The sequence below is a fragment of the Streptomyces sp. NBC_00513 genome (assembly GCF_041431415.1).
Lineage (GTDB): Bacteria > Actinomycetota > Actinomycetes > Streptomycetales > Streptomycetaceae > Streptomyces.
The window spans coordinates 7,926,417-7,947,580 of sequence record NZ_CP107845.1 but is presented as its reverse complement, the minus strand read 5'-3'; the positions used below and the strand labels follow the sequence as shown (position 1 = coordinate 7,947,580).

Here is a 21,164-nt window from a genome sequence, read left to right as displayed (position 1 = left end):
GGCGTCGAGTCACTGCCATCCGGCGACGGCGGCGACGGCCTGCTCGGCGACGCCGGCGGCGCTGGCCGGGTTCTGCCCGGTGACCAGCCGGCCGTCGGTGACGACCTGGTACTCCCAGAGGCCTGCGGCGACGACATCGGCCCCGAGGTCCTCCAGCCGGGACTGCAGCAGGAAGGGAACGACGCCGTCGAGGCCTATGGCGCGCTCCTCGCTGTCCGTGAACGCCGCGATCCGACGGTTCGCTACGAGCAGCGAACCGTCGGACAGCCGCAGCGAGGTGAGCGCGGACGCCCCGTGGCAGACCGAGGCCACCACGCCGCCCCGCTCATACACGTGGGCGGCCAGCCTGGACAACTGGGCGTTGCCGGGGAAGTCCCACATCGTGCCGTGTCCACCGACGAAGTAGACGACGTCATAGCCGGCAGGGTCGGTGTCATGGACGGCCGGCGCCGAGTCCAGCTTCGCCTGGACGACCGGGTCGGCCGCCCACGCGGCGTGTCCGGGCCGGGAGGGGTCACCGAACTCGTCTTCCGGGGGACGACCGCCGCGCACGGTGGTGACGTCCGTCTGCCATCCCGCGGCGGCGAAGACGCTCCATGCGTCGGCGGCCTCGGAGACGGTGTAGCCGGTGGCTCTGCCCGAGTCACCCAGCCGCGCATGGCTGGTTATCACCAGCAGGGCACGGTGCCGGCGCGGGGTGTTCGTGGTGCTCATCGTGTCCTTCTTCCGACGTTCCGGGCTCCTGACCGGGGTCCGGGCGGGGCGCCGACGAGGAAGCCGGTCACCCGTTCAGGACGCTACCCCTGGGGGCGTAGTAACCTGCAAGGGAGGCTACTTCCCAATGGGAAGTAGCCAGGTGGAAGGCGTATCAGAGAGGAGTGGAAGCCATGGTCATGGGCTGCACGTCGGAGCGGCACGACCAGCACGACGTCTACGCGGCGCAATGCCCGTGCCGCGAGGTGCTCGACCTCCTGGCCAACAAGTGGTCCGCGCTGGCCATCGGAGCCATGAGTGACGGGCCGCAGCGCTTTGGTGCTCTGCTGCGCCGCCTCGAGGGCGTCAGCCCGAAGGTTCTGACGAACACGCTGCGCCGCTTGGAGGAGAAGGGGTTCGTCGATCGGACCGTGTACCCGGCGGTGCCGCTGCACGTCGAGTATGCACTCACGGCGCTCGGCCACAGCGTGGCGGAACCCTTGGGGCAGCTGCGGGACTGGGTCGAGAACCACCTTGACGAGATCCAGGGCCTCCAGGTGTCCTGAGCGTTGCCGGGAGCTCGCCTGCTCGAATCGGTTCCGCCGGGACGGAACGACTCGCGTCGGCGCAGGGAGCGGACGGGATTAGGCAGCGTATTGAGTTGCGTCATCACGTGGTTCGGGTGAGGTCCTTGAGCCAGATCATCGAGGCGCGCAGGTGGAGTCCGGCGAGGTGGCTGTCTGGGGTTTTGCCGTACCGGGTGCCGATACCTCGCGAGGCTTTCCGCCTGTTGATCAGCCCGCGGACCCGGATGCGCCCCAGCACGACGACGTCGGGGCCCAGGTGTATCCCGGCAGCATCGTGGTGGGCACGGGCGGTGGTGGAGTCGATGCTGACCGTACTCACCGATCGGCAAGTACGGACCGATGAACTGCCACTCCGCATAAGCCAGTTGCACTCGCGTCACGCAGGAACACCTACCGGGCCCCGACCCGCCGCGCAGACGAATCCCGCAGATTGATCACGACTCAATACGCTGCCTAGCACCACATGCGGGGAGAAACGGAACCCCGGGACGGTTGTCCCATGGAGCAGCCTCCACACAGTTCGACTGAGGGTCACCACAGCTGGTAGGCGCCGGCCACCGGTACGGCGAGCAGGTCGCCGGGGCGGATGTCGCCCGGCAGTTGGACGTCGGAGGCGAGGATGTCGCCCGCCTCGCAGTGCCGCCCGACGACCGTGGCCGTACGCATCCGCAGCCTGCGGGAAACACAGGGCCACCTGCGCCGGCTCGCCGCCGGACGCCTGCTGCCGCTGCCGCTGCCGCTGCCCGACGAAGTCGCCTCCCATCTAATCCGGTTTCACGATCAGCCCGACGTCTTGGCCGACCCGACGCTACGGCAGCTCTTCCTCGCCTACGACCACGCGTACGACCTCGGCGCCGACGACCCGCGCCTCGACGACCTCGCCCGCCGCATCGCCGAGGCGAACCGGGAGCGCTACGGGTCCAACGAGCCGCCCGGCCTGGATGCGGACTTCGAGATCCCCGCCCTCATCCACGGGACGGTCAACGCCTCGTCCCCGGCATGGGAACGACTCGACTCGCTCATCCGCGCCCAACTGAACGCATGACGTGAGCACCCTGGAGCGACCTGCGCGGCGCGCATCCCGACGCAGTCGGCTGCGCCCCGGGCACCCCGTGAACGCGACTGGCCGATCGCTGGCACCCTCCACTACTCGGTGATACCGTATAGCTGTACTCGGTACTACGCAGTACCGGTGACACCGAGGAGGAAGGCTTGAGATGGACGACCTGACGGAGATGCTGAAGGGCACGCTCGAAGGGTGCGTACTCGAGATCATCGGCAGCGAGGAAACCTATGGGTACGCCATCACCCGTCAGCTGAACGAGCTGGGCTTCACCGACGTCATCGAGGGGACGGTGTACACCATCTTGCTGCGGCTGGAGAGGAACGGACTCGTCCAGGTGACGAAGCGGCCATCTGGGGTCGGCCCCCCGCGCAAGTTCTACGCGCTCAACGACGCGGGCCGCGAGGAGCTCGCAAGGTTCTGGGCGAAATGGCGGTACGTCTCATCACGCATCGACAAGCTCAAGGAGGACGGGCGATGAACTTCTGGGAGACCATCACAGGCAGCGATCTCACCAGGGAATGGAAGGCGTTCGAGGCCCGGGCCGCCGCCCTGCCGGGCGACTACCGGGAGGCGTGGGAACAGATCAAGGTCGACCTCCTCCCCCACGGGGACTTCACCGGCCGCAACCTGATGCCGATCCTCGACGCAGCCCTGGGACTCCTCGAAGAAACAGCGACGGACGGGCAGAGCGTCCACGAGGTGCTCGGCGACGACATCCGGGGCTTCTGCACGGCCCTGGCCGGCGGCGAAGGGGCCCGAACCTATCGCGACCGCTGGCGCGAGCAGTTGAACAGGAACGTCGCCAGGAAACTGAGCAGGCTGGGAGGCTGACATGGGCATCCAGGACATCATCGAGGGCAAGAAGCAGTGGCGGGCGCACACGGCTCGGGTCAAGGCCCTTCCACCGGACTACCAGATCGTCTACAAGGAGATGCAGAAGTACCTGTTCAAGGTCGGACCCGTCGACCTGTCCGACGGCCCCCTGCTCCCCGGGATCGTCGACTTCTTCGAGGAGGGCGCCTCGTCGGGCAAGGGCGTCCTGCAACTCATCGGCAGCGACGTCGCGGCGTTCTGTGACGACCTGATCAAGGACTCCCCCACGTATGCGGACGCCTACCAGGAATCCCTAGACAGGAAACCCGGCACGACCGGGAAGTAGCCTCAACCGCTCACGTCAGTGGGCATAGCGCGCACGCGCGGCTCATCGCTTCGGCGCGGCGCGGACAAAGGCGTTCCGACCGACCACCAGAGGTCGCCGCGGATCCTGCCCACCGAGGTGGCCGAGCAGCCCCGGCGAGGCCCGACTCGGCCCCGCCAACGCGGGCGGCACCGTCGACGGGCAGGTCTGCGCGGCAGCGCGATCGACACCCTCCCCAAGACGATGCGGCATGACTGACGCGCCGTCACAGACGTTCGCTTGAGCCGAGTTCCGAAACAGCATCCCCTGCGCCTCCTGCCTTCGAAAGGGAAGTCACCATGACTTCATTTGTCATGCCCACATCCAAGCGGGTGGACGGTCGCCCGTCGCCGACCGCTGTCTCCGCCGTCGGTCTACGCAAGTCCTACGGCGAGAAGCTCGTCCTCGACGGTATCGATCTGCACATCCCTGCCGGATCAGTGTTCGCGCTGCTCGGACCGAACGGCGCCGGCAAGACCACCGCCGTGAAGATCCTTTCCACGCTCATCACCGCCGACGCCGGCGAGCTGCACGTAGGCGGGCACGACCTGGCCGCCGACCCGCAGGCGGTACGTGCCGCGATCGGTGTCACCGGGCAGTTCTCCGCCGTCGACGGCCTGATCACCGGCGAGGAGAACATGCTCCTCATGGCGGACCTGCACCACCTGCCCAAGCGCGAGGGGCGGCGGGTCGCCACTGAACTGCTGGAGCGCTTCGGCCTGACGGAAGCCGCCAAGAAGCCCGCCTCCACCTACTCCGGCGGCATGAAGCGCCGCCTCGACCTCGCGATGACGCTGGTCGGCGGCCCGCGGATCATCTTCCTCGATGAGCCGACGACAGGGCTCGACCCGCGCTCCCGCCACAACATGTGGGGCATCATCCGCGGCCTCGTCTCCAACGGCGTGACCGTCCTCCTCACCACCCAGTACCTGGAGGAGGCCGACGAACTGGCCGACCGCATCGCCGTGTTGAACGACGGAAAGATCGCCGCCGAGGGCACGGCCGAAGAGCTCAAGCGGCTCATCCCGGGCGGGCACGTCCGGCTCCGCTTCACCGACCCGGTCGCGTACCAGTCCGCCTCTGAGGCCCTGCGCGAGGTCACCCGGGACGACGAGGCACTGTCGCTGTCCATCCCCAGCGACGGCAGTCAGCGCGAACTGCGCTCCCTTCTCGACCGGCTCGACTCCGCCGGCATCGAGGCGGACGAACTGACCATCCACACCCCCGACCTCGACGACGTCTTCTTCGCCCTGACCAGCCCGGCCAACGCCCCCAACCAGTCCAAGGAGACAACCCGATGAGCGCCCTCTCTCTCGCTGTAGGCGACTCCAACACGATGCTGCGCCGCAACCTGCTGCACGCGCGGCGCTACCCGTCAGGGACCCTGAACCTGCTGCTCACGCCGATCATGATGCTGCTGCTCTTCGTCTACATCTTCGGCGACGTCATGAGCGCGGGCATCGGTGGCGGCGGCGCCGACCGCTCCGACTACATCGCCTACATCGTCCCGGGCTTGCTGCTGATGACCATCGGCAGCACCGTGATCGGGGCCGCGGTGTACGTCTCCATGGATATGGCCGAGGGCCTCATCGCGCGCTTCCGCACGATGGCGGTCTACCGCCCGTCGGTACTCATCGGGCACGTCGTCGGCAGCGTGCTGCAGTCCGTCATGAGCGTGGTCCTCGTCGGCGCCGTCGGCGTGGCCATCGGCTTCCGCACCACTGACGCGACCGTCCTGGAGTGGCTGGCGGCCTTCGGGCTCATCGTGCTCTTCGCCCTGGCGCTGACCTGGATCGCGGTCGGCATGGGGCTGGCCAGCCCGAACCCCGAGGCCGCCGGCAACATGGCCATGCCGCTGATCCTCCTCCCCCTCATCTCCAGTGCCTTCATCCCGGCCGACACCATGCCCGGCTGGTTCCAGCCGATCGCCGAGTACCAGCCCTTCACCCCCGCCATCGAGACCCTGCGCGGCCTCCTCCTCGGCACCGAGATCGGCAACAACGGATGGCTCGCGATCACTTGGTGCCTCGGCCTGATCGCGCTCGGCTACCGCTGGTCGACGCGCCAGTTCAACCGCGACCCGAAGTAGCCGGGGCGATCACGTCGAGCCTCTCGTACGGCGCAGAACGGCTGAGGAGCACCACGACCGGGGCATCGGTCTCTAGGGTCGGTAGACAAGCTCGATCATCATCGCGGCGATCACCGCCCAGACACCGAGGCCGAGCAGCCAGAGGGCCTCAAGGAGGGCCCCGGTGGCGATGACGGTCAGGCCCGCCGCGCCGAGGGCGAGAATCGCCCGGCGGATACCTCGGTCGGGAAGCCAGTCGATGGTCACATCATGAGCATCGCGCCGGCCCCTCGCCTTGGCGAGGGGCCGGCGCGATTCCTGTCGGCATCTTGACGCGGGATCCAGGGTCAGCCGGCGTGAACGTGCGGGCGGCGGGAGCGGTCTGGTTCGGCCTCGCGGATGACCTCGCGGGTGACTGGCGCGACCTCGCCCTGGCCGAACAGGAAAAAGCGGAAGAAGTTGGCGAACGGGTTGCCCTCGGTCCACTCGAAGTAGATGTGCGGCCGCTGGCCGGTCGCATCACGTACGTGGAGGAGGAGGGCGGCCAATGCGTTGGGGATGCTGGAACTCTCCAGGGTCAGGACGCGGTAGCGGTCGTGGAGCACTTCGCCGCGTACGCGCATGCCGGATTCGAACTCGGAGGCGTCCAGGACGGTGACCTCCACGAACATCACGTCGTCCCCGGCGGGGATGTCGTTGTCCGCGCGGATCTGTTCCTTCTTCTGCCGGTACTCCTCGCGGTCCCGGTTGTCGGGCTCGTTCGCGATGAAACGGATCGTGCGGTTGGCGGTGTCGCGGATGAACCGCTGGGCCATGTCGTCGAACTCCACGTGCGTGACGCGCAGCTCGAAGACGCGGGCGAGACGGGAGAGGAGGGAGAGGGCCATGATGCCGGCGATGAAGCAGGCGCCGATCTTCACGCCGTCGGGGCGTTCGACGATGTTGACCGCGGTCGTGTAGATGAAGACCACCGAGATGATGCCGAATCCGATCGTCCAGCCGCGCTCCCCCGCCCGCCGGGCGGCGATGGTCACGGCGACCGCCGCCGAGGTGATCAGGACGAGAACACCGGTGGCGTACGCGCCGCCCTGGGCGTCGACGTCGGCGTCGAAGATCCAGGTGACGAGGAACGCGACGAGGGTGAACACGATGACCATGGGGCGCAGGGCGCGGGCCCAGTGCGGGGCCATGCCGTAGCGGGGCAGGTAGCGCGGCATCAGGTTGAGCAGGCCCGCCATGGCGGAGGAGCCGGCGAACCACAGGATGAGGATCGTGGAGATGTCGTAGACCGTGCCGAAGGCGGAGCCCAGGTACTCGTGCGCCAGGTAGGCGAGCGCGCGGCCGTTGGCCTCGCCGCCCGGCTGGAACTGGGCGGCCGGGATCAGCAGGGTGGTGATGAGGCTGGAGCAGATCAGGAAGATGCTCATGATGACGGCAGCCGTGGTCAGCAGCTTCTTCGCACCGCGGATCCGGCCGGCGGGCTTCGCAGCCGCGTCGTCGGGGTCGCCCTTGACGTGCGGCATGACCGCCACGCCCGTCTCGAACCCGGACAGGCCCAGCGCGAGCTTCGGGAACACGACGAGCGCGATGGCGATCATCATGAACGGATTGCCGTGCTCGGTGGTCAGCGCGGTCGTCCAGTCCGTGATGACCTGCGGTGCGGTGAACACGTGCCACAGCCCGACCGCCACCACGACCACGTTCAGGCCGAGATACGTGAAGACCAGGACCACCGCCACGCCGATGGCCTCACTGAACCCCTTGAGGAACACCGCACCCAGGAGCGCGATCATGATCAGGGTGATCAGTACCTCGTGGCCGTGCAGGGTGCTGGTGAGGTGCGGGTTCTCCACCAGGTGCGCGGTGGCGTCGGCGGCGGAGAGGGTGATGGTGATGAGGAAGTCGGTCGCGGCGAACCCGAGGAGGGTCAGGACGAACAGCTTCCCCTTCCAGAACGTCAGCAGCCGCTCCAGCATGGCGATGGAGCCCTCGCCGTGCGGGCTCTCCTCGGCCACCCGCCGGTAGACGGGCAGCGCGCCGAACAGGGTGAGCAGCACGAGCACGATGGTCGCCAGCGGCGACAGCAGCCTGGCCGCGAGGAACGCGATGCCGGGCTGGTAGCCGAGGGTGGAGAAGTAGTCGAGACCCGTCAGGCACATGACCCGCCACCAGGGCCGGCCATGGGGCTGGGCCGCGGCCTCCTTGGCGGCGGGCGAACTGTTCTCGGCGGTCAAGCCTTCCAGCATCCACGCGCGCAGGCGCGAGGAGCGGGCCGGGGTGGCCATCGTGGGTACTCCTGTCGTACGGCAAAGAATCAGCCATGGGCGTCGACGGCTGGGCCAGCGTACGCAGCGAGATCCTTTTTGCACGGGAGTGAGGCAATACTGACGCGTCCTTAACGCGGACGAACCAGCGGACTGGCGGAGGGCCGATCAGCCGAGGCCGGGGACGGTGGACACCACCAGATCGATGAGCTTGATGCCGACGAACGGCAGCACCAGGCCGCCCAGGCCGTAGACGCCGAGGTTGCGGCGCAGCAGGTCGTGCGCCGAGGCCGGCCGGTAGCGGACCCCGCGCAGGGCGAGCGGGATCAGGGCGAGGATGATCAGGGCGTTGAAGATGATCGCCGAGGTGATCGCGGAGGTCGGGCTGCTCAGGCCCCTGATGTTGAGGGCCTCCAGGCCGGGGTAGGCCGCGGTGAACATGGCCGGGATGATGGCGAAGTACTTCGCGACGTCGTTCGTGATCGAGAAGGTGGTCAGGGCGCCTTGGGTGATGAGGAGTTGCTTGCCGATCTCCACGATCTCGATGAGCTTGGTGGGGTTGGAGTCGAGGTCCACCATGTTCCGGGCCTCCTTGGCGGCCGAGGTGCCCGTGGTCATCGCGACACCGACATCGGCCTGGGCGAGGGCCGGGGCGTCGTTGGTGCCGTCGCCCGTCATGGCGACGAGCTTGCCGCCCGCCTGTTCCCGCTTGATGAGGGCCAGTTTGTCCTCGGGGGTGGCCTCGGCGAGGTACTCGTCGACGCCCGCCTCGGCGGCGATGGCGCGGGCCGTCAGCTCGTTGTCGCCGGTGACCATGACCGTACGGATCCCCATGGCCCGGAGTTCCGCGAAGCGCTCCCGGATGCCGTCCTTGACGACGTCCTTCAGGTGGATGATGCCGAGGACGCGCGGGCCGTCCCAGTCGTGGACCGCGACCAGCAGCGGGGTGCCGCCGGATTCGGAGACGGCCGCCGACCACGCGGCGGCCTCCGCCGGTACGGTGCCGCCGCGGGCCACCACCCAGTCGCAGACCTGCGTCACCGCGCCCTTGCGGATGGCGCAGCCGGCGCCGTTGTCCCAGCTCAGGTTGACCCCGCTCATCCGGGTACGGGCGCTGAACTCGGTGAAGCGCGGGTTGCTGAGGTCCGGGACGGACGATTGACCGGAGTCCGCGGAGGTGTACCGAGACCCGGGGGAACGTGCTGCGCGGCGGCGGGAGGCATGGAGCGACCTTCTGACGAGATCAACGGGGTGCGGAAGAGGTGTGTCGCCGCCGGGGACTGTCTCGCATGGACCCCCTCGGCCGTCATGTGAGTGATCGAGGTCCCCGGCGGCGCAACGGGCAGGAAACTACTGCCCGTTCATGGGCAATCCCCCGTCCAGGCAAGGGAATTGGAATTGGCACCTTCTTGACGGCGGCGCACGAGGCGCGTCAGGTCGCCGTCAAGGGCGCGTCAACGCAGGTCGGCGTGCGTCGTCGGTGATGCGGAAGCGCAGCCGGCAGATGACGGCGTCGGTGTCGCGGCGTACGGCGTGGGCGACGACGGAGCCGCGCTGGTTCTGGAGCATCCGCTGCCAGAGGCGGGCGGGTTCGGTCTCCGGGATGAGTACGGTCACCTGAGCGTCCGGGTGTGTCCGTGCCAGCTCGCGCACATAGGCCGACACGGGTCGGCCGAGTGAACGGCTCTGCGAGGTGATCTCGGTCAGCTCGACTCCGGGCTTCCACAACTCCCAGTCCCGGCGCAGCGCTTCGGCTGCCTGCCGGTCCTCCGGAGCGGTGTGCGTGATGGTCACGGCACGGACTTCGTCGCCGAGCGAGCGGGCGGCGGTGAGCGCCTGGCAGGTGAGCCGGGAGAGCCCGGAGACGGGTACGACGACCAGGGAGCGGGAACTGTGTGGCGCCTGCGGGATGCGGCCGAGTTCCAGGCGTTCGCCGATCTGCGCGTACGCACGGCGGACGCGTCCGAAGCCGAGGACGAGCAGCGGCAGGGCGAGGACGATCAGCCAGGCGCCCTCGGTGAACTTGGTGGCGGTCACGACGACCGCCGCGACGCCGGTGAGCAGGGCGCCGAAGCCGTTGAGGACGGCCTTCGCCTGCCAGCCCTTGGGGCGCTCGCCGTGCCAGTGCCGGACCATGCCGACCTGGCAGATCGTGAAGCCGACGAAGACGCCGATGGCGAAGAGCGGGACGAGGGTGTTGGTGTCGCCGCCGGAGAACACGAGCAGGGCGGCTGACACGAGCGCCAGCCAGGCCACTCCGTGGCGGTGCACTTGGCGGTCCGCCTTGAGGGCGAAGACGTGCGGCAGGTGGTTGTCGCGCGCGAGCAGGCTCATGAGCACCGGAAGACCTCCGAAGGAGGTGTTCGCGGCGAGGGCCAGCAGCACCATGGTGGCGAACTGGACCACGTAGAAGGCCGCGTTGTGCCCGAACGAGGCGTCCGCGAGCTGGGCGAGAACGGTCACGCCCTCGACCGGCTGGAGGTGGAAACGGCCGATCAGCACCGACAGCCCGATCAGCATGATGCCGAGGAGGGCGCCGAGGGCGACCTCGGTGCGCTGGGCTCGCCGGGCGGCCGGGGTGCGGAACGACGGTACGGCGTTGGCAACGGCCTCGACACCGGTCAGGGCGGAGCAACCGGCCGCGAAGGCCTTCAGCAGCAACAGCGCGCCAACCGTAGTGGCGCCCTCCCCCAGGACGGAGGCGTGCCCGGCGGCCGAGGCGGTGCTCACCGGACCCTCGCGGAAGAGGCCGACCGCGACCATGGTCAGGATCGACCCGACGAAGACGGCCGTCGGGACTAGGAAGGCCTTGGCGGAGTCGACGACACCCCGCAGGTTCACCGCCGTGACCAGGACCAGGACTCCGAGGCAGATCCACACCCGCTCGCCGTACAGCTCGGGGAAGGCCGAGGTCAGCGCGGCGACGCCGGCGGTGACGGAGACGGCCACGTTCAGGACGTAGTCGAGGATCAGCGAGGCCGCGGCCACCAGGCTCGTACGGCGGCCCAGGTGCTTCTTGGCGACGGCGTACGAGCCGCCGCCGTCCGGGAACGCCGCGATCACCTGCCGGTACGAGGCCACCAGCACCGCCAGCAGCGCCGCGATCACCAGGGTGACGGGGAGAGTGAATCCGAGGCCGTAGGCCCCAGCAGCCGCCAGGACAAGCACGATCGACTCGGGCCCGTAGGCGACGGAGGCCATCGCGTCGAGCGACAGCGCGGCCAGGCCCTGGAGGGCGGTCAGCCGGTGCCGGTCCCCCGCGGCGGGCACCGTGACGCCGGTATCAGGAGGTTCCTCCGTGCTCGGGGTCCCTGCCGTGGCCGACTTTCCCATGTGTAGTGCCATCTTCGCTGTTCCTCCGTTGGACAAAGTGAGGACAGCGTCCGGATGCCCTGGCCGGATGACCAGGGTGCTTGGCGCGATCCATACGCCCACCGGCCCACTCTTCACGCACTCCTGACGCCGGGACGGGAATGTCGTATGAGGTGCGTCAAGAGCCCGCCAGGGTGCGTGGCAGCCCCCGAGTCCGGGGGCACGCTGGATGTGGGCGACGCAGCCCGAGCGCACACGTCGAAGGAGAAGCAGCGGATGGACGCGGAGAACGTGGTCGGGCTCATCGTCGCCCTCGCCCTGCTCGGCTATCTCGTGGCCGCTTTGATCAGGCCCGAGAGGTTCTGATCCGTCTGATCCGAGGCTCCGCCCTCCGGACAGGAGGCATCACGTGTCCGGGTACCGATTCCACGACCCCGCTGCCCTGCTCGCGGGGCTCGTGGCCCCTTTCCTCGTGGCGCTCGCGCTCGTGCCGTTGCGCACGGAACTCTCGGCGACGAACGAGGCTTTGATCGTGGTCGTCGTGGTGGTAGCGGTCGCCGCGCTCGGTACCCGGGCGGCCGGGGCGCTGGCGGCGCTCTCGGCGGCCGCCTGGTTCGACTTCTTCCTCACCAGGCCGTACGGGCAGTTCGCCATCGACGACGGCGAGGAGATCCAGACGACCGTCCTTCTGCTCGCGGTCGGGCTGATCGTCTCGCAGCCGGCCGTCCGCGTCCGCAGGCTCCGGACCGTCGTGGTCGCCGATACCGCGCACCTGGCCAGCCTCCGGGGATCTGCCCGGCCGGCCGAGGAGGGCGGCTCGCCGGAAGAGGTGGTCACCCGAAGAAACCCGCCTGGTGGCCGTCGCCCTGGCCTCCCAGGCAGGCGCCGCCCTGGACACGGCCGGCCTGGCCCACCAGGGCTGAGCAGCGATTCACGGCATCGCGCGTAGGGACGGCATCAAGAGTTCCCCGGCGTCCGTATGGAGCCCGTCGAAGCGTCTCAACGCCGGGATGAAGACACGGTTTTCTCGTCATCGGCCATCTGGCCGATTCATCACTTCCCTCTTCAGCCAGGAGCTCGCGACGGCCGATCTGGCCTTCATCGTCACCACGGTCGCGGTCTTCGCGCCGGTGGCTCTCATCGCCGGGGGGGGTGACCAGGCTGTGACGGTCGAGAACGTCGGCGCCGGCGTCGTGCTCAAGATCGACCCGACCGTCCTGATCCGCAATCCCGCCATGCGGCGCTCGGCTTCTCTTCGACTGGACTCAAGCGATCTGCCCCCGCTACACGAACTCCCAGGTCAGCTCGTGTGCTCGGGAAGGGCGTACCGTGACGGCGCTGCCGCCAGGGCCCGTTGGAGAGACCGGCACGGTCGTGGCCCTGGTACCCGCCAGAGGCAGAGGCCGACCGACCGACCGACCGACCGACCGACCGACTCAAGGCTCGCAGTCCCTCTGGAGTACTAAACTCTCACGCGCAGCATGAACCGTGCGTCCGTACTCCGGGGGTTGCCCGCCTGCACACAGCAAACCCGCTGCCGGGTGCACGTGGCCCATGATCCGTACCATCCCCGAGTCGGACGCGGAGACGACGTGAGGCGTACGAGCAATGCAGTGTCCCTGGTCGCCGCCCTGGCCGTGAGTGTCGTGCTCGCACTCGGCCCCGCCGCGTCCCCACCGGCCGCTGCGGATGCCGGTGTGCTACTCAGGGGCACGGTGGTCACGATGAACGACGCGGGGGACGTCTGGCCGGACGCCGCGCTCTGGATCAGGTCCGGCCGGATCGAAGCCGTCGTCAGGGCGGGCGGGCGGCTGCCGCCGGGCGCGCGGTCGGCGCGGGTCGTGGAGAGCGGCGGGGTCATCTATCCCGGGATGATCGACCTGCACAACCACCCCGAGCACGCCGCGTTCCCCCTCATGCCGGTGCGCAAGGCGTACAAGGACCGCTACGAGTGGCGGTTCTACGACGACGCGTACAACCGGCGCATCACCTACACCGGGTTCGTTCTCTCCAGCCCCGACTACTACGACCTGGGAACGGAGTTGGGCCGGTACGGCGAGTACAAGGCGTTGGCCGGGGGCACGACGTCGCTGCAGGGTGCGGACGAGGGGCTGCCGAGCAGCGAGCGCGGGTGTCTGGTCCGCAACGTCGAGACGGCGAACGTCGGCCCGCACGGCGTCGTGAGCCGGGTGGATCTGGGGCGCGACGCCCGTGAATGGGCTGACCTGTCGCGGGCGGAGCATGACGGGGTGCTGGTCCTGCACCTGGCAGAGGGTGTCGGGCAGCGCATGGCGGACGAGTACGGGGCAGTCGAGCGCAGCGGTCTGGCGGGGCCGCGGCTGATCGCGGTGCACGGCGTCGGGCTCACCGCGGACCAGTTGAAGGACATGGCAGCGCGCGGCGCGCAACTGGTCTGGTCGCCGCTGTCGAACTTCCTCCTCTACGGGAGCACCGCCGATGTCGCCACCGCGAAGGCCGCCGGACTCGGCATCAGCCTGGGCTCCGACTGGGCACCTTCGGGCAGCAAGTCGGTCCTTGGCGAGCTGAAGGTCGCGGATCTGGTCAACAAGCGTCGGCTGAAAGGGCTGTTCACGGACCGGGAGCTGGCGGAGATGGTGACCCGCAACCCGGCCCGGGCGCTGGGCTGGGACCGTCGTGCGGGCCGGCTCGCGCCGGGCTACTTACCCGACCTCGTGGTGCTGGACAACCGGAACGCCGATCCGTACCGCAACCTGATCGAGGCCACCGAGGAGAACGTCCGGCTGGTCTCTGTGGACGGTGACATGCGCTACGGGGACGAGTCGGTCATGGCGCGGGCCCGGCCCTCGCGGGACACCGAAACGACTGCCCGCTTCCCCGGCGGCCGCGTCAAGGTGAGTGCCGTCGACTGCCCGGGTACGGGGCTGCCGCCGATGCCCCTGGCCGACACCGAGGACCGGCTGCGGCGTGCCCTGGCGATGGATCCGGGGTTCCTGCTGGAACGCGTACGGACGAAACCGGACTCCGTACGGCGTATCCGGTCCGAACTGGCCCACTGCCCGGGTGGCACCCCGCCGGACGAGCTGACGGCGGCGGACATCGCGCGCGTCCTGAGCTGCCGCCTGGGCCTGCCCTTCGAGGAAACCCCCCTGAGTCCCCTGACCACCTCCGAGGACCCGGGCTGGATGACCCGGCTGCTGGCCAACCCCAACCTCCCGGCCTACCTGAAGGAGTTGCCGGACTACTACGACGAGCCCGTCCGGTGACATCCCGGCGGCCTGCCGGTTGATCGACGAAAGCGACTGGCTTCGTAGGTGTTCGTGTTGCTGGGTTTGCAGTCGTGGTGTCGTCAGTGTGAGTCCGGTTTGCCTTCGGAGCATCTGGGAAATGCCTGACAGCGTCACGGACTTGTGGAACCGCCGCCCGATCAACGTCTTGATTCTGGCCGGCGTCCATCTCTGGTCAGACCAGCCATGCGCGACCGGCCCCTTCGCCGGCTCCTCCTCGAGCACGGCGAACAGCGCGTCGCTCAGCTTCGGCCGGGACGCCGGGCCACGGGAACGAACCCGGCCTTCACCGGCACCCCGCCAGGCTTGCCGCCATCGCTGGACCGACCGGACGCTGACCCGCAACTCCTTCGCGATCTCCGTACTGCCCCGTCCCTCGGCGAACATCGCGACCGCTTCCATCCGGACCCGCTCGCGGAACGCTTGCCTCTCCGCGGTCAGACCCCCGCCCTGCGGATACCTCGTGCACCCGGCATACCGCGACGATCACCGATCGTCAGCCCCTACGACAAGACAACTTCAAGGTCAGTAGCGGCGGCGGCGGCCCCAGAACTCGGTGTCGACGGTCCGGTTGCGGTCGTCGCGCAGGGTGGCGGTGTCGGCGCGAAGGAAGGAGTCGTCGTGGGTCGGAGACTCGACGCCGTCGCAGCCCGACAGTGAGTATCACCAGGTGACGGGCAGTGTGCGGGGGGCACGTGAGGTCCGCCCGGTCTTCCACTGGGCGGGTCCGGCGGTGCGCAGGCTCGGCCGTAGGCGGGTGAGGGCCTTGAGGGCTTCCTGGAGCTGGACGCGGGCGAGCTGCGCGCCGACGCAGAAGTGGGCACCGTGGCCGAAGGCGAGGTGCAAGGGGGCGGCGCGGGTGAGGTCGAGGACGTCGGGCGCGGGGTACACGCTCTCGTCGTGGTTGGCGGAGGAGGTGAGTGCGAGGACGGCGTCGCCTTGGGCGACGGTGATCCCGCCCAGGTCGACGTCCTCGGTTGCCACTCGGATGTTCGCTCCCATGCTGGCCTGCGCATAGCGAAGGAGCTCTTCGACCGCGTTCGGGATCCGGTGGGGTTCATCGCGCAGAAGCGTGTACCGGTCGGATTGTTCGAGCAGGAGGTGGACCAGTCCGGCGAGCCGGTCTGCCGTGGTGCCGTAGCCACCCGCCAGGAGGACCAGGCAGAAGGAGATGAGTTCGCCCTCGCTGAGCCGGTCGCCCTCGTCCCGGGCCGCGATGAGCACGCTGAGCATGTCGTTGCGGGGGTGGGATCGTTTGGCGGCAACCAGGCCGGCGAGATAACTGGTCATCTCCTCGACGGCCCCGCTCACTTCCGCGTTCGTGGCCGTGACGCTGCGCATCACTTCGTCCCAGGCATCGAGCCGGTCGGCATCCACTCGCGGTGTGCCGAGCAGGTCGCAGATGACGGTCAGGGGCAGTGGGCGGGTGAAGTGGGTGACGAGGTCCGCGGGACGCTCGGCCGGTTCCATGGCAGCGAGCAGGTCGTGGGTGAGAGCGGCGATGTCCTCGCGCATGGCTTCGGTTCGGCGGACCGTCAGGGCCGGAAAGATCAGCCTGCGCAGGCGCGAGTGGTCGGGCGGATCGCTGGCAAGGATCGAGTCGGGCAGGACCGTGGCGCGGCGCCCCGCGGTCCGTGGACCGGTGGTAGGAACGCGTTGGGCCTCCTGTTCCCGGGGGGCACGGGTGCGGCTGAACCGCGGATCGGCCAATACCTTGCGCACGTCGGCGTTCCGTGTGACCAGCCAGGCCGTACTGCCGCTGGGCAGACGGACCTTGACGACGGGCCGGTCGCGCCGGAGATCGGCCAGCTCGGGAAGTGGGGCGAGGCCGTCGGTGTGCGGGAAGGGGAACGGCAACAGGCCGTCGGGGCGGCTCATTTGATGCTCCATCCATACAGTGAAGCGATGTGGTCAGGGTCGCTCGTAGAGGGAGACGTGGTAGGTACTGTCCTTGGTGAAGGGCCCGCCCGCCCAGCTGCCCCAACGCTCGCGCAGACGAAGTCCGGCCTGTCCTGCCATCAGGTCCAGTTCGCCGTGGCCCGCGTAGCGGAACTCGACCCGCAGGTGGCGGGTGCGGCCGTCCTCGTGGATGACGTAGTGGGAGCGGTAGCGCTGGGCGGAGGGATCGACGCGCCGGTGGCACAGGACGAGATGGTCCTCGTCCTCGGAGACGACTTCCGATCCGCCGGCGGCCCGGGCGAGTGCCTCCGGGACGTGGGAGTCGAAGACGAAGAGGCCATCCGCGGAGAGCCGGCGGGCCACGTTCACGAAACACCGGGCCTGGCTCTCTTGGTCCCGCAGTTCGAAGAACGTCCCCGCCGCCAGGTACACGAGGCTGAAGCTCCCGGTGATCGGGACCTGGGAGAAATCTCCGAGGGTGACGGGCACCTCGGCCCCTGCGGGTTTGGCACGCAGCCGGCCGAGCATGGCCTCGGAACCGTCGATGCCGTGCACGTCGATACCACGGGCGCGCAGCGGCAGGGCGATCCTCCCGGTGCCAATGCCCAGTTCGAGTACGGGCCCGGTCCCGGCGAGCGCGGCGAGGGCGTCCACCGTGGTGCCGCTGATCCCGGGCTTGCCGAAGAAACGGTCGTAGTCATCCGCGAACTCGGTGGCGTAGTTGGGCCGGGAGGGCTGGGGCGCCATGGGACTCCTATCCGAAGGGGTGGGGGTGGGCGTGGCCGAAGTCAGGCTCAAAACCCGTGGGGTGAGGGCCGGATGGCAGCGGCAGTGCTCCAGGCGCCAGGACCCGGACCACGCTCACTCCGGCGTCTCGCGCCGGGGTTCCGTCCGTCTCCACGAGGACCACATCGCGGCCTGTGTGGCGGGCCAGAACGTCAAGGGGGTCGACCGGCGAAGCGGCCTTGTGGACGGGGGCCGTGGCGACACTGGTGGCTCCGGATCCGGCCACCTTCCACAGGCTCAGACTGTCCTGCCGGTGGTACGCCCACAGAGCGTGCTGAACAGCGGTTCTCGGAGGGCCATCACCTCGCCACCGCTCCCAGGTGGCGCGGGCCACGACGCTGCCCATGCTCCACCGCACCATGAGGGCTTCGTACGCTGCCTTCCCGACGAGCGACTCGAGTGTGTCCGGCGGCCCACAGCGCGCCCCGAACGTCTGGCCCGTGCCGTCCGGCCGGTGCAGGCACACGATCACGCACTCGGCGCCGGGCGGTGCGGGCAGAGCGAACGCGGTGGCCACCAGGCCTTGGGCCTCGAAGAGATCGCCGAGCGGCCCGTCGGGGGCCGCGGCCAGTGCCCGGGGAGGCCGGCCGGCGAGTCCGTACCAGCTGCGCCGGATCAGATCCCGCTCCAGGACCTCCCAGGCGGCATGGCGGGCAGCAGACCGCCGGTCGGTGTGCGAGGCGAGTCCGGTGGAGCCGGCCGGAGGCAGTGCCTCGCAGCCGGGCGGTGGACGGTGCTGAAGGAAGACGCTGCCCGCCGCGACATACACCGGCCTGCCCGAAACCGTGCGTCCGCGCACCCATAAACGCCGGCTGTCCGGCCGGGCCGGTGGCGCCGAAACGGCCTGCGCCGTGACCCCCAGCTCGGCGGGTGTCGCCACGACCCCGCCGCCCGCCTCCGCCGCCCGACCGGCCATCACGTTCCCGATCCGCTCCAGGAGTTCCCCGCGCGCACCGCGCATGACCTGCTCCCGGTCGTGCCCGGCGGCGCTGCCGACGATCACACGGTCCCCGTCAGCCGCACTGGTTCCCTCGAAGGCCGCCGAGCGGGCGGCGACGCGCGCCAGCAAGACGTCCGGATGGCCGGGATACGGAGCGAAGACCTGCGGCGTCCAGGCGTTCACCCACGCCCTCCCAGCACGCTCGCACACTCCTCCAGTACCCGCCGACCGCGCGGGGTGAGACTGTCCGCATGCACGTCCAGGGTGCGGACGGCCATCGCACCGCCCTCCGCCAGCTTCGCGTGGCGCTCTGACGCCGCCGCACCCGCCACGGTAAGCCGCCGGTAGAACAGCACGCTGCGGGCCAGCACGACGGCCTGCTGGAAGAGCCCGCTCAACGGGCGAGGATCGGCCCGCAGCGGTGTGGCCACCAGCAGTGCGCCCGATCCGCCCGAGCTCTCCCCGCCGCCGGCGGCTCCCGGGTCGGGCAGCAGGAACGGCTCCAGCGAGGCGGCCGCATTGCACCGAGTGTGCGCGCCCTCGTGGACCAAGGCCTCGGCGCAACGCAATGGCCCCGGCAGTCCGTTCACTCCCTCCCGCAGCCGGGTCCGGTTGACGAGGACGGCTCCGTGGACGGTGAAGTCGGTGAATCCCTCGATGGCGTGGCCGTCGAGCAGGGCGACCTCGGCAACCGTCTCCCGCGTCTCCGCGGCGCCCTGTGGCCAGACCTCCTCCAGCAGGCTCAGCGCCTCCTCCAACACCCGTCGCTCGCCGGCCTGCCAGCCGACGACCGTCGAGCCGGCGGGCCGCCCTCGAACGTCGGCACGTACCGGCACGGAGCTCAGGGCACGAGCCACGCTGCGGCTGAGGTGGTCCTGCGGGTCCACAGGCGCGCACATCGGCGCGGGGCCCAGGACCAGGCGCGTCTCCAGTTCCCGCAGCCGGTCCGCGCCGAAAGGGCCCGACCGCAGTTCCCGCTGCACCGTGTGGACCACTTCGACGACGGCGGGCCGGTGCAGCGCCTGCGCCGGGGGCAGCGGCAGCGCGGCCCGTTCGAGCACCAGGCCCATGCGCCGAGTCAGTTCACCCCGGTCAGCGGCGGCCTGCCGGGCATCCGGCTCCACCTGCATGCCGTGCTCCTTCCTGTACGGGATCGCGCGCCGACTGCTACTCCGGAAGGTCGACCATCAGGGCGAGCTCGGGAAGCTCCTCCGCCTCGACCTCTTCGATGTGCTGGATCTCCTCGTTCATGACGGAATCCCTTCATCTCACCGACCCCACCGCTTCTCGGCGGGCATCCACCGGCAGTCCCATCGTTGGCGAGAGAAAGGTCACTGCCAATGACGGCCCGTGCCCAGACGTGGTTACCGGCCCAGGTCGGGCTGGGCCTGATACCGGCTTGCGTCGGCTCCGAGACGAGGTCCTTGTCGACAAACCGAGCCATCGGCGCAGATGGGAACGGGGGGCCTCAACCCGGCCACCAACGCCGGGCCGATGGCAACAACGCCCATTCAGCCCGGGCGTTCCTCGGCGCCCCCACCAGGTTGTCCGGAAACCGAATGACCCCTCAGTTCCGCCGGTCCCGGTCGACTGCTACGAGCGGCACCCCGCTCACATGCCCGGCCGCCACCGCCCGGTCCTCGGCCGCGTAATCGAAGGCCGACCTCCCCCAGCGTGCCGCGAGACCAGGAAAGACCTCCCTCCAGTCCCGGCCCCCGGTCGCCTCCATCAGCCACGCCACGGTCTCAGGCAGCGATCCGGCATAGTCGTGCACGGGCCGATGGCCCAGCTCCCGCTCCGCCCTGTCCGTATCGAGCACCAACGGATGGGCGAGCGACCACGGCGTCCTGCCCAGACCGGGCTCACCGGGCCCCGCCAACAGATACTCCACAGGCCGGTACCCGAGCAGCGCGTCGAATGCGCCGGCCATCTCCCGTACGCTCGGAGGCCGCGGATCCCCGGCGTTCAACACCCGCCGTCCCGGCCGCGCCGCTGCCGCGAGGACCAGCGCGGCCAGATTGCGGGTGCCCGTGGGGTGGCAGATTCCCGCACCACCATGAGCCAGCAGCCGTATCGGCCGTCGGTCCAGCGCCCGCTTCACGAAGTACCACTCGCGGGGTGTCGAAGAGTACGGGCCATGGACCATTCCTGCCCGCAGAACCGTCACCGGATACGGCGCGCGCTCCCACAGGACCAGCTCCACCGCGGCCTTTCCGCCCGCGTACGTACTGTCATCCGCTGCAATGACGGGCTGTGCCTCGGTCACGGGCAAGGGCCACCGGGGAGAGTCGATCCCTGCGGCAGCGTCCTGCCGGTAGACCATGCAGGTCGAGATCACCACGGCCGAGCCCACCCGGCTTCCCAGCGCGACCAGTTGGTCGGCATGCCGCGACGTATAGGCCACGCAATCCACCAACAGATCACAGCCTCCGCCTACCACACGTCCGAGCGCGCCATCCTCATCGCGGTCCAGGCACAGCGTGCGTACGCCCCATTCCGGCGGCCACCCGGCACGTCCCCCCTCGCGTGCGCCGCCACGGCTGACAGCCCGTACCTGCCAGCCGGCCCCGACGAGCCGCTCCACCACCGCCGTCCCGATCTGCCCAGTGGCCCCGACCACGACCGCACTCCTGTCCATGTCGGCCCCCTACTCGTACGGGTGTTTCTCGCGCATGGACTCTACGGTCGGTACCGCTCTCCCGCCCACGGCGCATTGGGGGGAGCCACGAACCGGGTGAACCACCCGCATCGCACATGGCAGGGACGCCCCCAACGACGGGAGCAAGCTCTCGCCTTGGCCGGCCACCAACGCCAAGGCTGGGAGCGGCTGAGCATCGAGCAGCGCGAGCGCCTGGCCGACCTCGGCATCGACTGGCACGGTGACACTGGGGGATGCGGAGGCGCACCCGCTGGTGCCGGAGGTCGTTCTCCCGGGGTGACCACATGCAAGGCAGCCACGACGTTCGTACTCACGGCCGGTGCGGCGGCGGCACTGGCCGCAGCCGCCGTGCCGGCTTCCGCCGGAGGCGTCGGTCACATCCTGTCGCCGGCCTGTGGCACCAACTGTGCCAACCACAAAACCGCCTCCCACGCCGCCGGGGCCACC

Annotated in this window: 20 protein-coding genes and 3 pseudogenes; 10 read left to right on the top strand and 13 right to left on the bottom strand. The window is 69.6% G+C overall.

Annotation, left to right across the window (positions count from 1 at the left end; genetic code table 11):
• Positions 1-9 precede the first annotated feature (9 nt).
• Positions 10-714 (bottom strand): type 1 glutamine amidotransferase domain-containing protein, encoded by a 705-nt coding sequence (locus OHA84_RS35805; RefSeq protein WP_266967409.1) that lies wholly within the window; start codon positions 712-714, stop codon positions 10-12.
• Between the two features lie 173 nt (positions 715-887).
• On the opposite strand from OHA84_RS35805, the gene OHA84_RS35800 reads away from it, so the two are divergent.
• Complete coding sequence (locus OHA84_RS35800; RefSeq protein ID WP_266973801.1) at positions 888-1,259, top strand: helix-turn-helix domain-containing protein; 372 nt, start codon at positions 888-890, stop codon at positions 1,257-1,259.
• A 103-nt stretch (positions 1,260-1,362) separates the two neighbouring features.
• On the opposite strand, the gene OHA84_RS35795 is transcribed toward OHA84_RS35800, so the two are convergent.
• Positions 1,363-1,599, bottom strand: a complete 237-nt coding sequence (locus OHA84_RS35795; protein ID WP_266974149.1) for a hypothetical protein — start codon at positions 1,597-1,599, stop codon at positions 1,363-1,365.
• A 218-nt stretch (positions 1,600-1,817) separates the two neighbouring features.
• A pseudogene (locus tag OHA84_RS35790) lies at positions 1,818-1,937 on the bottom strand (hypothetical protein); the annotation flags it as partial.
• Here OHA84_RS35790 and OHA84_RS35785 point away from each other — a divergent pair.
• From OHA84_RS35785 to OHA84_RS35760, 6 genes are all read left to right on the top strand, one after another.
• Complete coding sequence (locus OHA84_RS35785; RefSeq protein ID WP_266967411.1) at positions 1,933-2,325, top strand: MerR family transcriptional regulator; 393 nt, start codon at positions 1,933-1,935, stop codon at positions 2,323-2,325. The pseudogene OHA84_RS35790 and the gene OHA84_RS35785 overlap by 5 nt on opposite strands.
• Positions 2,326-2,497: 172 nt before the next feature.
• Positions 2,498-2,824 (top strand): PadR family transcriptional regulator, encoded by a 327-nt coding sequence (locus tag OHA84_RS35780; protein WP_266967413.1) that lies wholly within the window; start codon positions 2,498-2,500, stop codon positions 2,822-2,824.
• The gene (locus tag OHA84_RS35775) at positions 2,821-3,177 is read left to right on the top strand and encodes a DUF1048 domain-containing protein (RefSeq protein WP_266967415.1); all 357 of its coding nucleotides are present in this window, start codon (positions 2,821-2,823) and stop codon (positions 3,175-3,177) included. Before OHA84_RS35780 ends, OHA84_RS35775 begins: the two co-directional genes overlap by 4 nt.
• A 1-nt stretch (position 3,178) precedes the next feature.
• A complete protein-coding gene (locus OHA84_RS35770) occupies positions 3,179-3,505 on the top strand; it encodes a DUF1048 domain-containing protein (protein ID WP_266967417.1) in 327 nt (108 codons plus the stop codon).
• A 332-nt stretch (positions 3,506-3,837) separates the two neighbouring features.
• Positions 3,838-4,824 (top strand): ATP-binding cassette domain-containing protein, encoded by a 987-nt coding sequence (locus OHA84_RS35765; RefSeq protein WP_266973803.1) that lies wholly within the window; start codon positions 3,838-3,840, stop codon positions 4,822-4,824.
• On the top strand, positions 4,821-5,612 hold the full coding sequence (locus OHA84_RS35760) for an ABC transporter permease (RefSeq protein ID WP_266967419.1): 792 nt from the start codon (positions 4,821-4,823) through the stop codon (positions 5,610-5,612). Before OHA84_RS35765 ends, OHA84_RS35760 begins: the two co-directional genes overlap by 4 nt.
• A gap of 72 nt (positions 5,613-5,684) precedes the next feature.
• Here the strand turns inward: OHA84_RS35760 and OHA84_RS35755 are convergent, their stop codons facing one another.
• The 4 genes and pseudogenes from OHA84_RS35755 to OHA84_RS35740 all read right to left on the bottom strand — a co-directional run bounded on the left by OHA84_RS35755 (position 5,685) and on the right by OHA84_RS35740 (position 11,200).
• Entirely contained in the window at positions 5,685-5,858 is a 174-nt protein-coding gene (locus OHA84_RS35755) for a hypothetical protein (protein ID WP_214346528.1), read from the bottom strand.
• An 80-nt stretch (positions 5,859-5,938) separates the two neighbouring features.
• On the bottom strand, positions 5,939-7,876 hold the full coding sequence (locus OHA84_RS35750; RefSeq protein WP_266967421.1) for an amino acid transporter: 1,938 nt from the start codon (positions 7,874-7,876) through the stop codon (positions 5,939-5,941).
• 147 nt (positions 7,877-8,023) lie between these two features.
• Positions 8,024-8,977: pseudogene (locus OHA84_RS35745) on the bottom strand (HAD-IC family P-type ATPase); the annotation flags it as partial.
• Positions 8,978-9,298: 321 nt separating this feature from the next.
• Positions 9,299-11,200 carry an APC family permease gene (locus tag OHA84_RS35740; protein WP_266967422.1) on the bottom strand — a complete coding sequence of 634 codons (1,902 nt, stop codon included), beginning with the start codon at positions 11,198-11,200 and terminating at the stop codon, positions 9,299-9,301.
• 243 nt (positions 11,201-11,443) lie between these two features.
• On the opposite strand from OHA84_RS35740, the gene kdpF reads away from it, so the two are divergent.
• The 3 genes and pseudogenes from kdpF to OHA84_RS35725 form a co-directional block, all read left to right on the top strand.
• On the top strand, positions 11,444-11,533 hold the full coding sequence (gene kdpF / locus OHA84_RS35735) for a K(+)-transporting ATPase subunit F (RefSeq protein ID WP_266967424.1): 90 nt from the start codon (positions 11,444-11,446) through the stop codon (positions 11,531-11,533).
• Positions 11,534-11,576: 43 nt separating this feature from the next.
• The gene (locus OHA84_RS35730) at positions 11,577-12,116 is read left to right on the top strand and encodes a DUF4118 domain-containing protein (RefSeq protein WP_266967426.1); all 540 of its coding nucleotides are present in this window, start codon (positions 11,577-11,579) and stop codon (positions 12,114-12,116) included.
• A gap of 532 nt (positions 12,117-12,648) precedes the next feature.
• A pseudogene (locus OHA84_RS35725) lies at positions 12,649-13,938 on the top strand (amidohydrolase family protein); the annotation flags it as partial.
• On the opposite strand, the gene OHA84_RS35720 reads toward OHA84_RS35725, so the two are convergent.
• The 6 genes from OHA84_RS35720 to OHA84_RS35695 form a co-directional block, all read right to left on the bottom strand.
• Positions 13,849-14,874, bottom strand: a complete 1,026-nt coding sequence (locus OHA84_RS35720) for a helix-turn-helix domain-containing protein (RefSeq protein WP_323181963.1) — start codon at positions 14,872-14,874, stop codon at positions 13,849-13,851. The pseudogene OHA84_RS35725 and the gene OHA84_RS35720 sit on opposite strands and share 90 nt — an antisense overlap.
• A 222-nt stretch (positions 14,875-15,096) precedes the next feature.
• Positions 15,097-16,311, bottom strand: a complete 1,215-nt coding sequence (locus OHA84_RS35715) for a cytochrome P450 (protein WP_266967430.1) — start codon at positions 16,309-16,311, stop codon at positions 15,097-15,099.
• Positions 16,312-16,344: 33 nt separating this feature from the next.
• Positions 16,345-17,079: a class I SAM-dependent methyltransferase gene (locus tag OHA84_RS35710; protein WP_266967432.1), complete on the bottom strand. Its 735-nt coding sequence runs from the start codon at positions 17,077-17,079 to the stop codon at positions 16,345-16,347.
• Between the two features lie 7 nt (positions 17,080-17,086).
• Positions 17,087-18,241, bottom strand: coding sequence for a YcaO-like family protein (locus OHA84_RS35705; protein ID WP_266967434.1), 1,155 nt, complete (start codon positions 18,239-18,241; stop codon positions 17,087-17,089).
• Positions 18,238-19,188, bottom strand: coding sequence for an HEXXH motif-containing putative peptide modification protein (locus OHA84_RS35700; RefSeq protein ID WP_266967436.1), 951 nt, complete (start codon positions 19,186-19,188; stop codon positions 18,238-18,240). The genes OHA84_RS35705 and OHA84_RS35700 overlap by 4 nt, the downstream gene beginning before the upstream one ends.
• Positions 19,189-19,625: 437 nt before the next feature.
• On the bottom strand, positions 19,626-20,696 hold the full coding sequence (locus tag OHA84_RS35695) for an NAD(P)-dependent oxidoreductase (protein ID WP_266967438.1): 1,071 nt from the start codon (positions 20,694-20,696) through the stop codon (positions 19,626-19,628).
• Between the last annotated feature and the right edge of the window lie 468 nt (positions 20,697-21,164).

Excerpts from the sequence above, each read along its gene's own strand:
- OHA84_RS35715 (WP_266967430.1), bottom strand. The coding sequence starts at position 16,311 with ATGAGCCGCCCCGACGGCCTGTTGCCGTTCCCCTTCCCGCACACCGAC.
- OHA84_RS35775 (WP_266967415.1), top strand. The coding sequence starts at position 2,821 with ATGAACTTCTGGGAGACCATCACAGGCAGCGATCTCACCAGGGAATGG.
- OHA84_RS35760 (WP_266967419.1), top strand. The coding sequence starts at position 4,821 with ATGAGCGCCCTCTCTCTCGCTGTAGGCGACTCCAACACGATGCTGCGC.
- OHA84_RS35740 (WP_266967422.1), bottom strand. The coding sequence starts at position 11,200 with ATGGCACTACACATGGGAAAGTCGGCCACGGCAGGGACCCCGAGCACG.
- kdpF (WP_266967424.1), top strand. The coding sequence starts at position 11,444 with ATGGACGCGGAGAACGTGGTCGGGCTCATCGTCGCCCTCGCCCTGCTC.
- OHA84_RS35750 (WP_266967421.1), bottom strand. The coding sequence starts at position 7,876 with ATGGCCACCCCGGCCCGCTCCTCGCGCCTGCGCGCGTGGATGCTGGAA.
- OHA84_RS35765 (WP_266973803.1), top strand. The coding sequence starts at position 3,838 with ATGCCCACATCCAAGCGGGTGGACGGTCGCCCGTCGCCGACCGCTGTC.
- OHA84_RS35800 (WP_266973801.1), top strand. The coding sequence starts at position 888 with ATGGTCATGGGCTGCACGTCGGAGCGGCACGACCAGCACGACGTCTAC.
- OHA84_RS35695 (WP_266967438.1), bottom strand. The coding sequence starts at position 20,696 with ATGGACAGGAGTGCGGTCGTGGTCGGGGCCACTGGGCAGATCGGGACG.
- OHA84_RS35805 (WP_266967409.1), bottom strand. The coding sequence starts at position 714 with ATGAGCACCACGAACACCCCGCGCCGGCACCGTGCCCTGCTGGTGATA.
- OHA84_RS35710 (WP_266967432.1), bottom strand. The coding sequence starts at position 17,079 with ATGGCGCCCCAGCCCTCCCGGCCCAACTACGCCACCGAGTTCGCGGAT.
- OHA84_RS35700 (WP_266967436.1), bottom strand. The coding sequence starts at position 19,188 with ATGCAGGTGGAGCCGGATGCCCGGCAGGCCGCCGCTGACCGGGGTGAA.
- OHA84_RS35770 (WP_266967417.1), top strand. The coding sequence starts at position 3,179 with ATGGGCATCCAGGACATCATCGAGGGCAAGAAGCAGTGGCGGGCGCAC.
- OHA84_RS35780 (WP_266967413.1), top strand. The coding sequence starts at position 2,498 with ATGGACGACCTGACGGAGATGCTGAAGGGCACGCTCGAAGGGTGCGTA.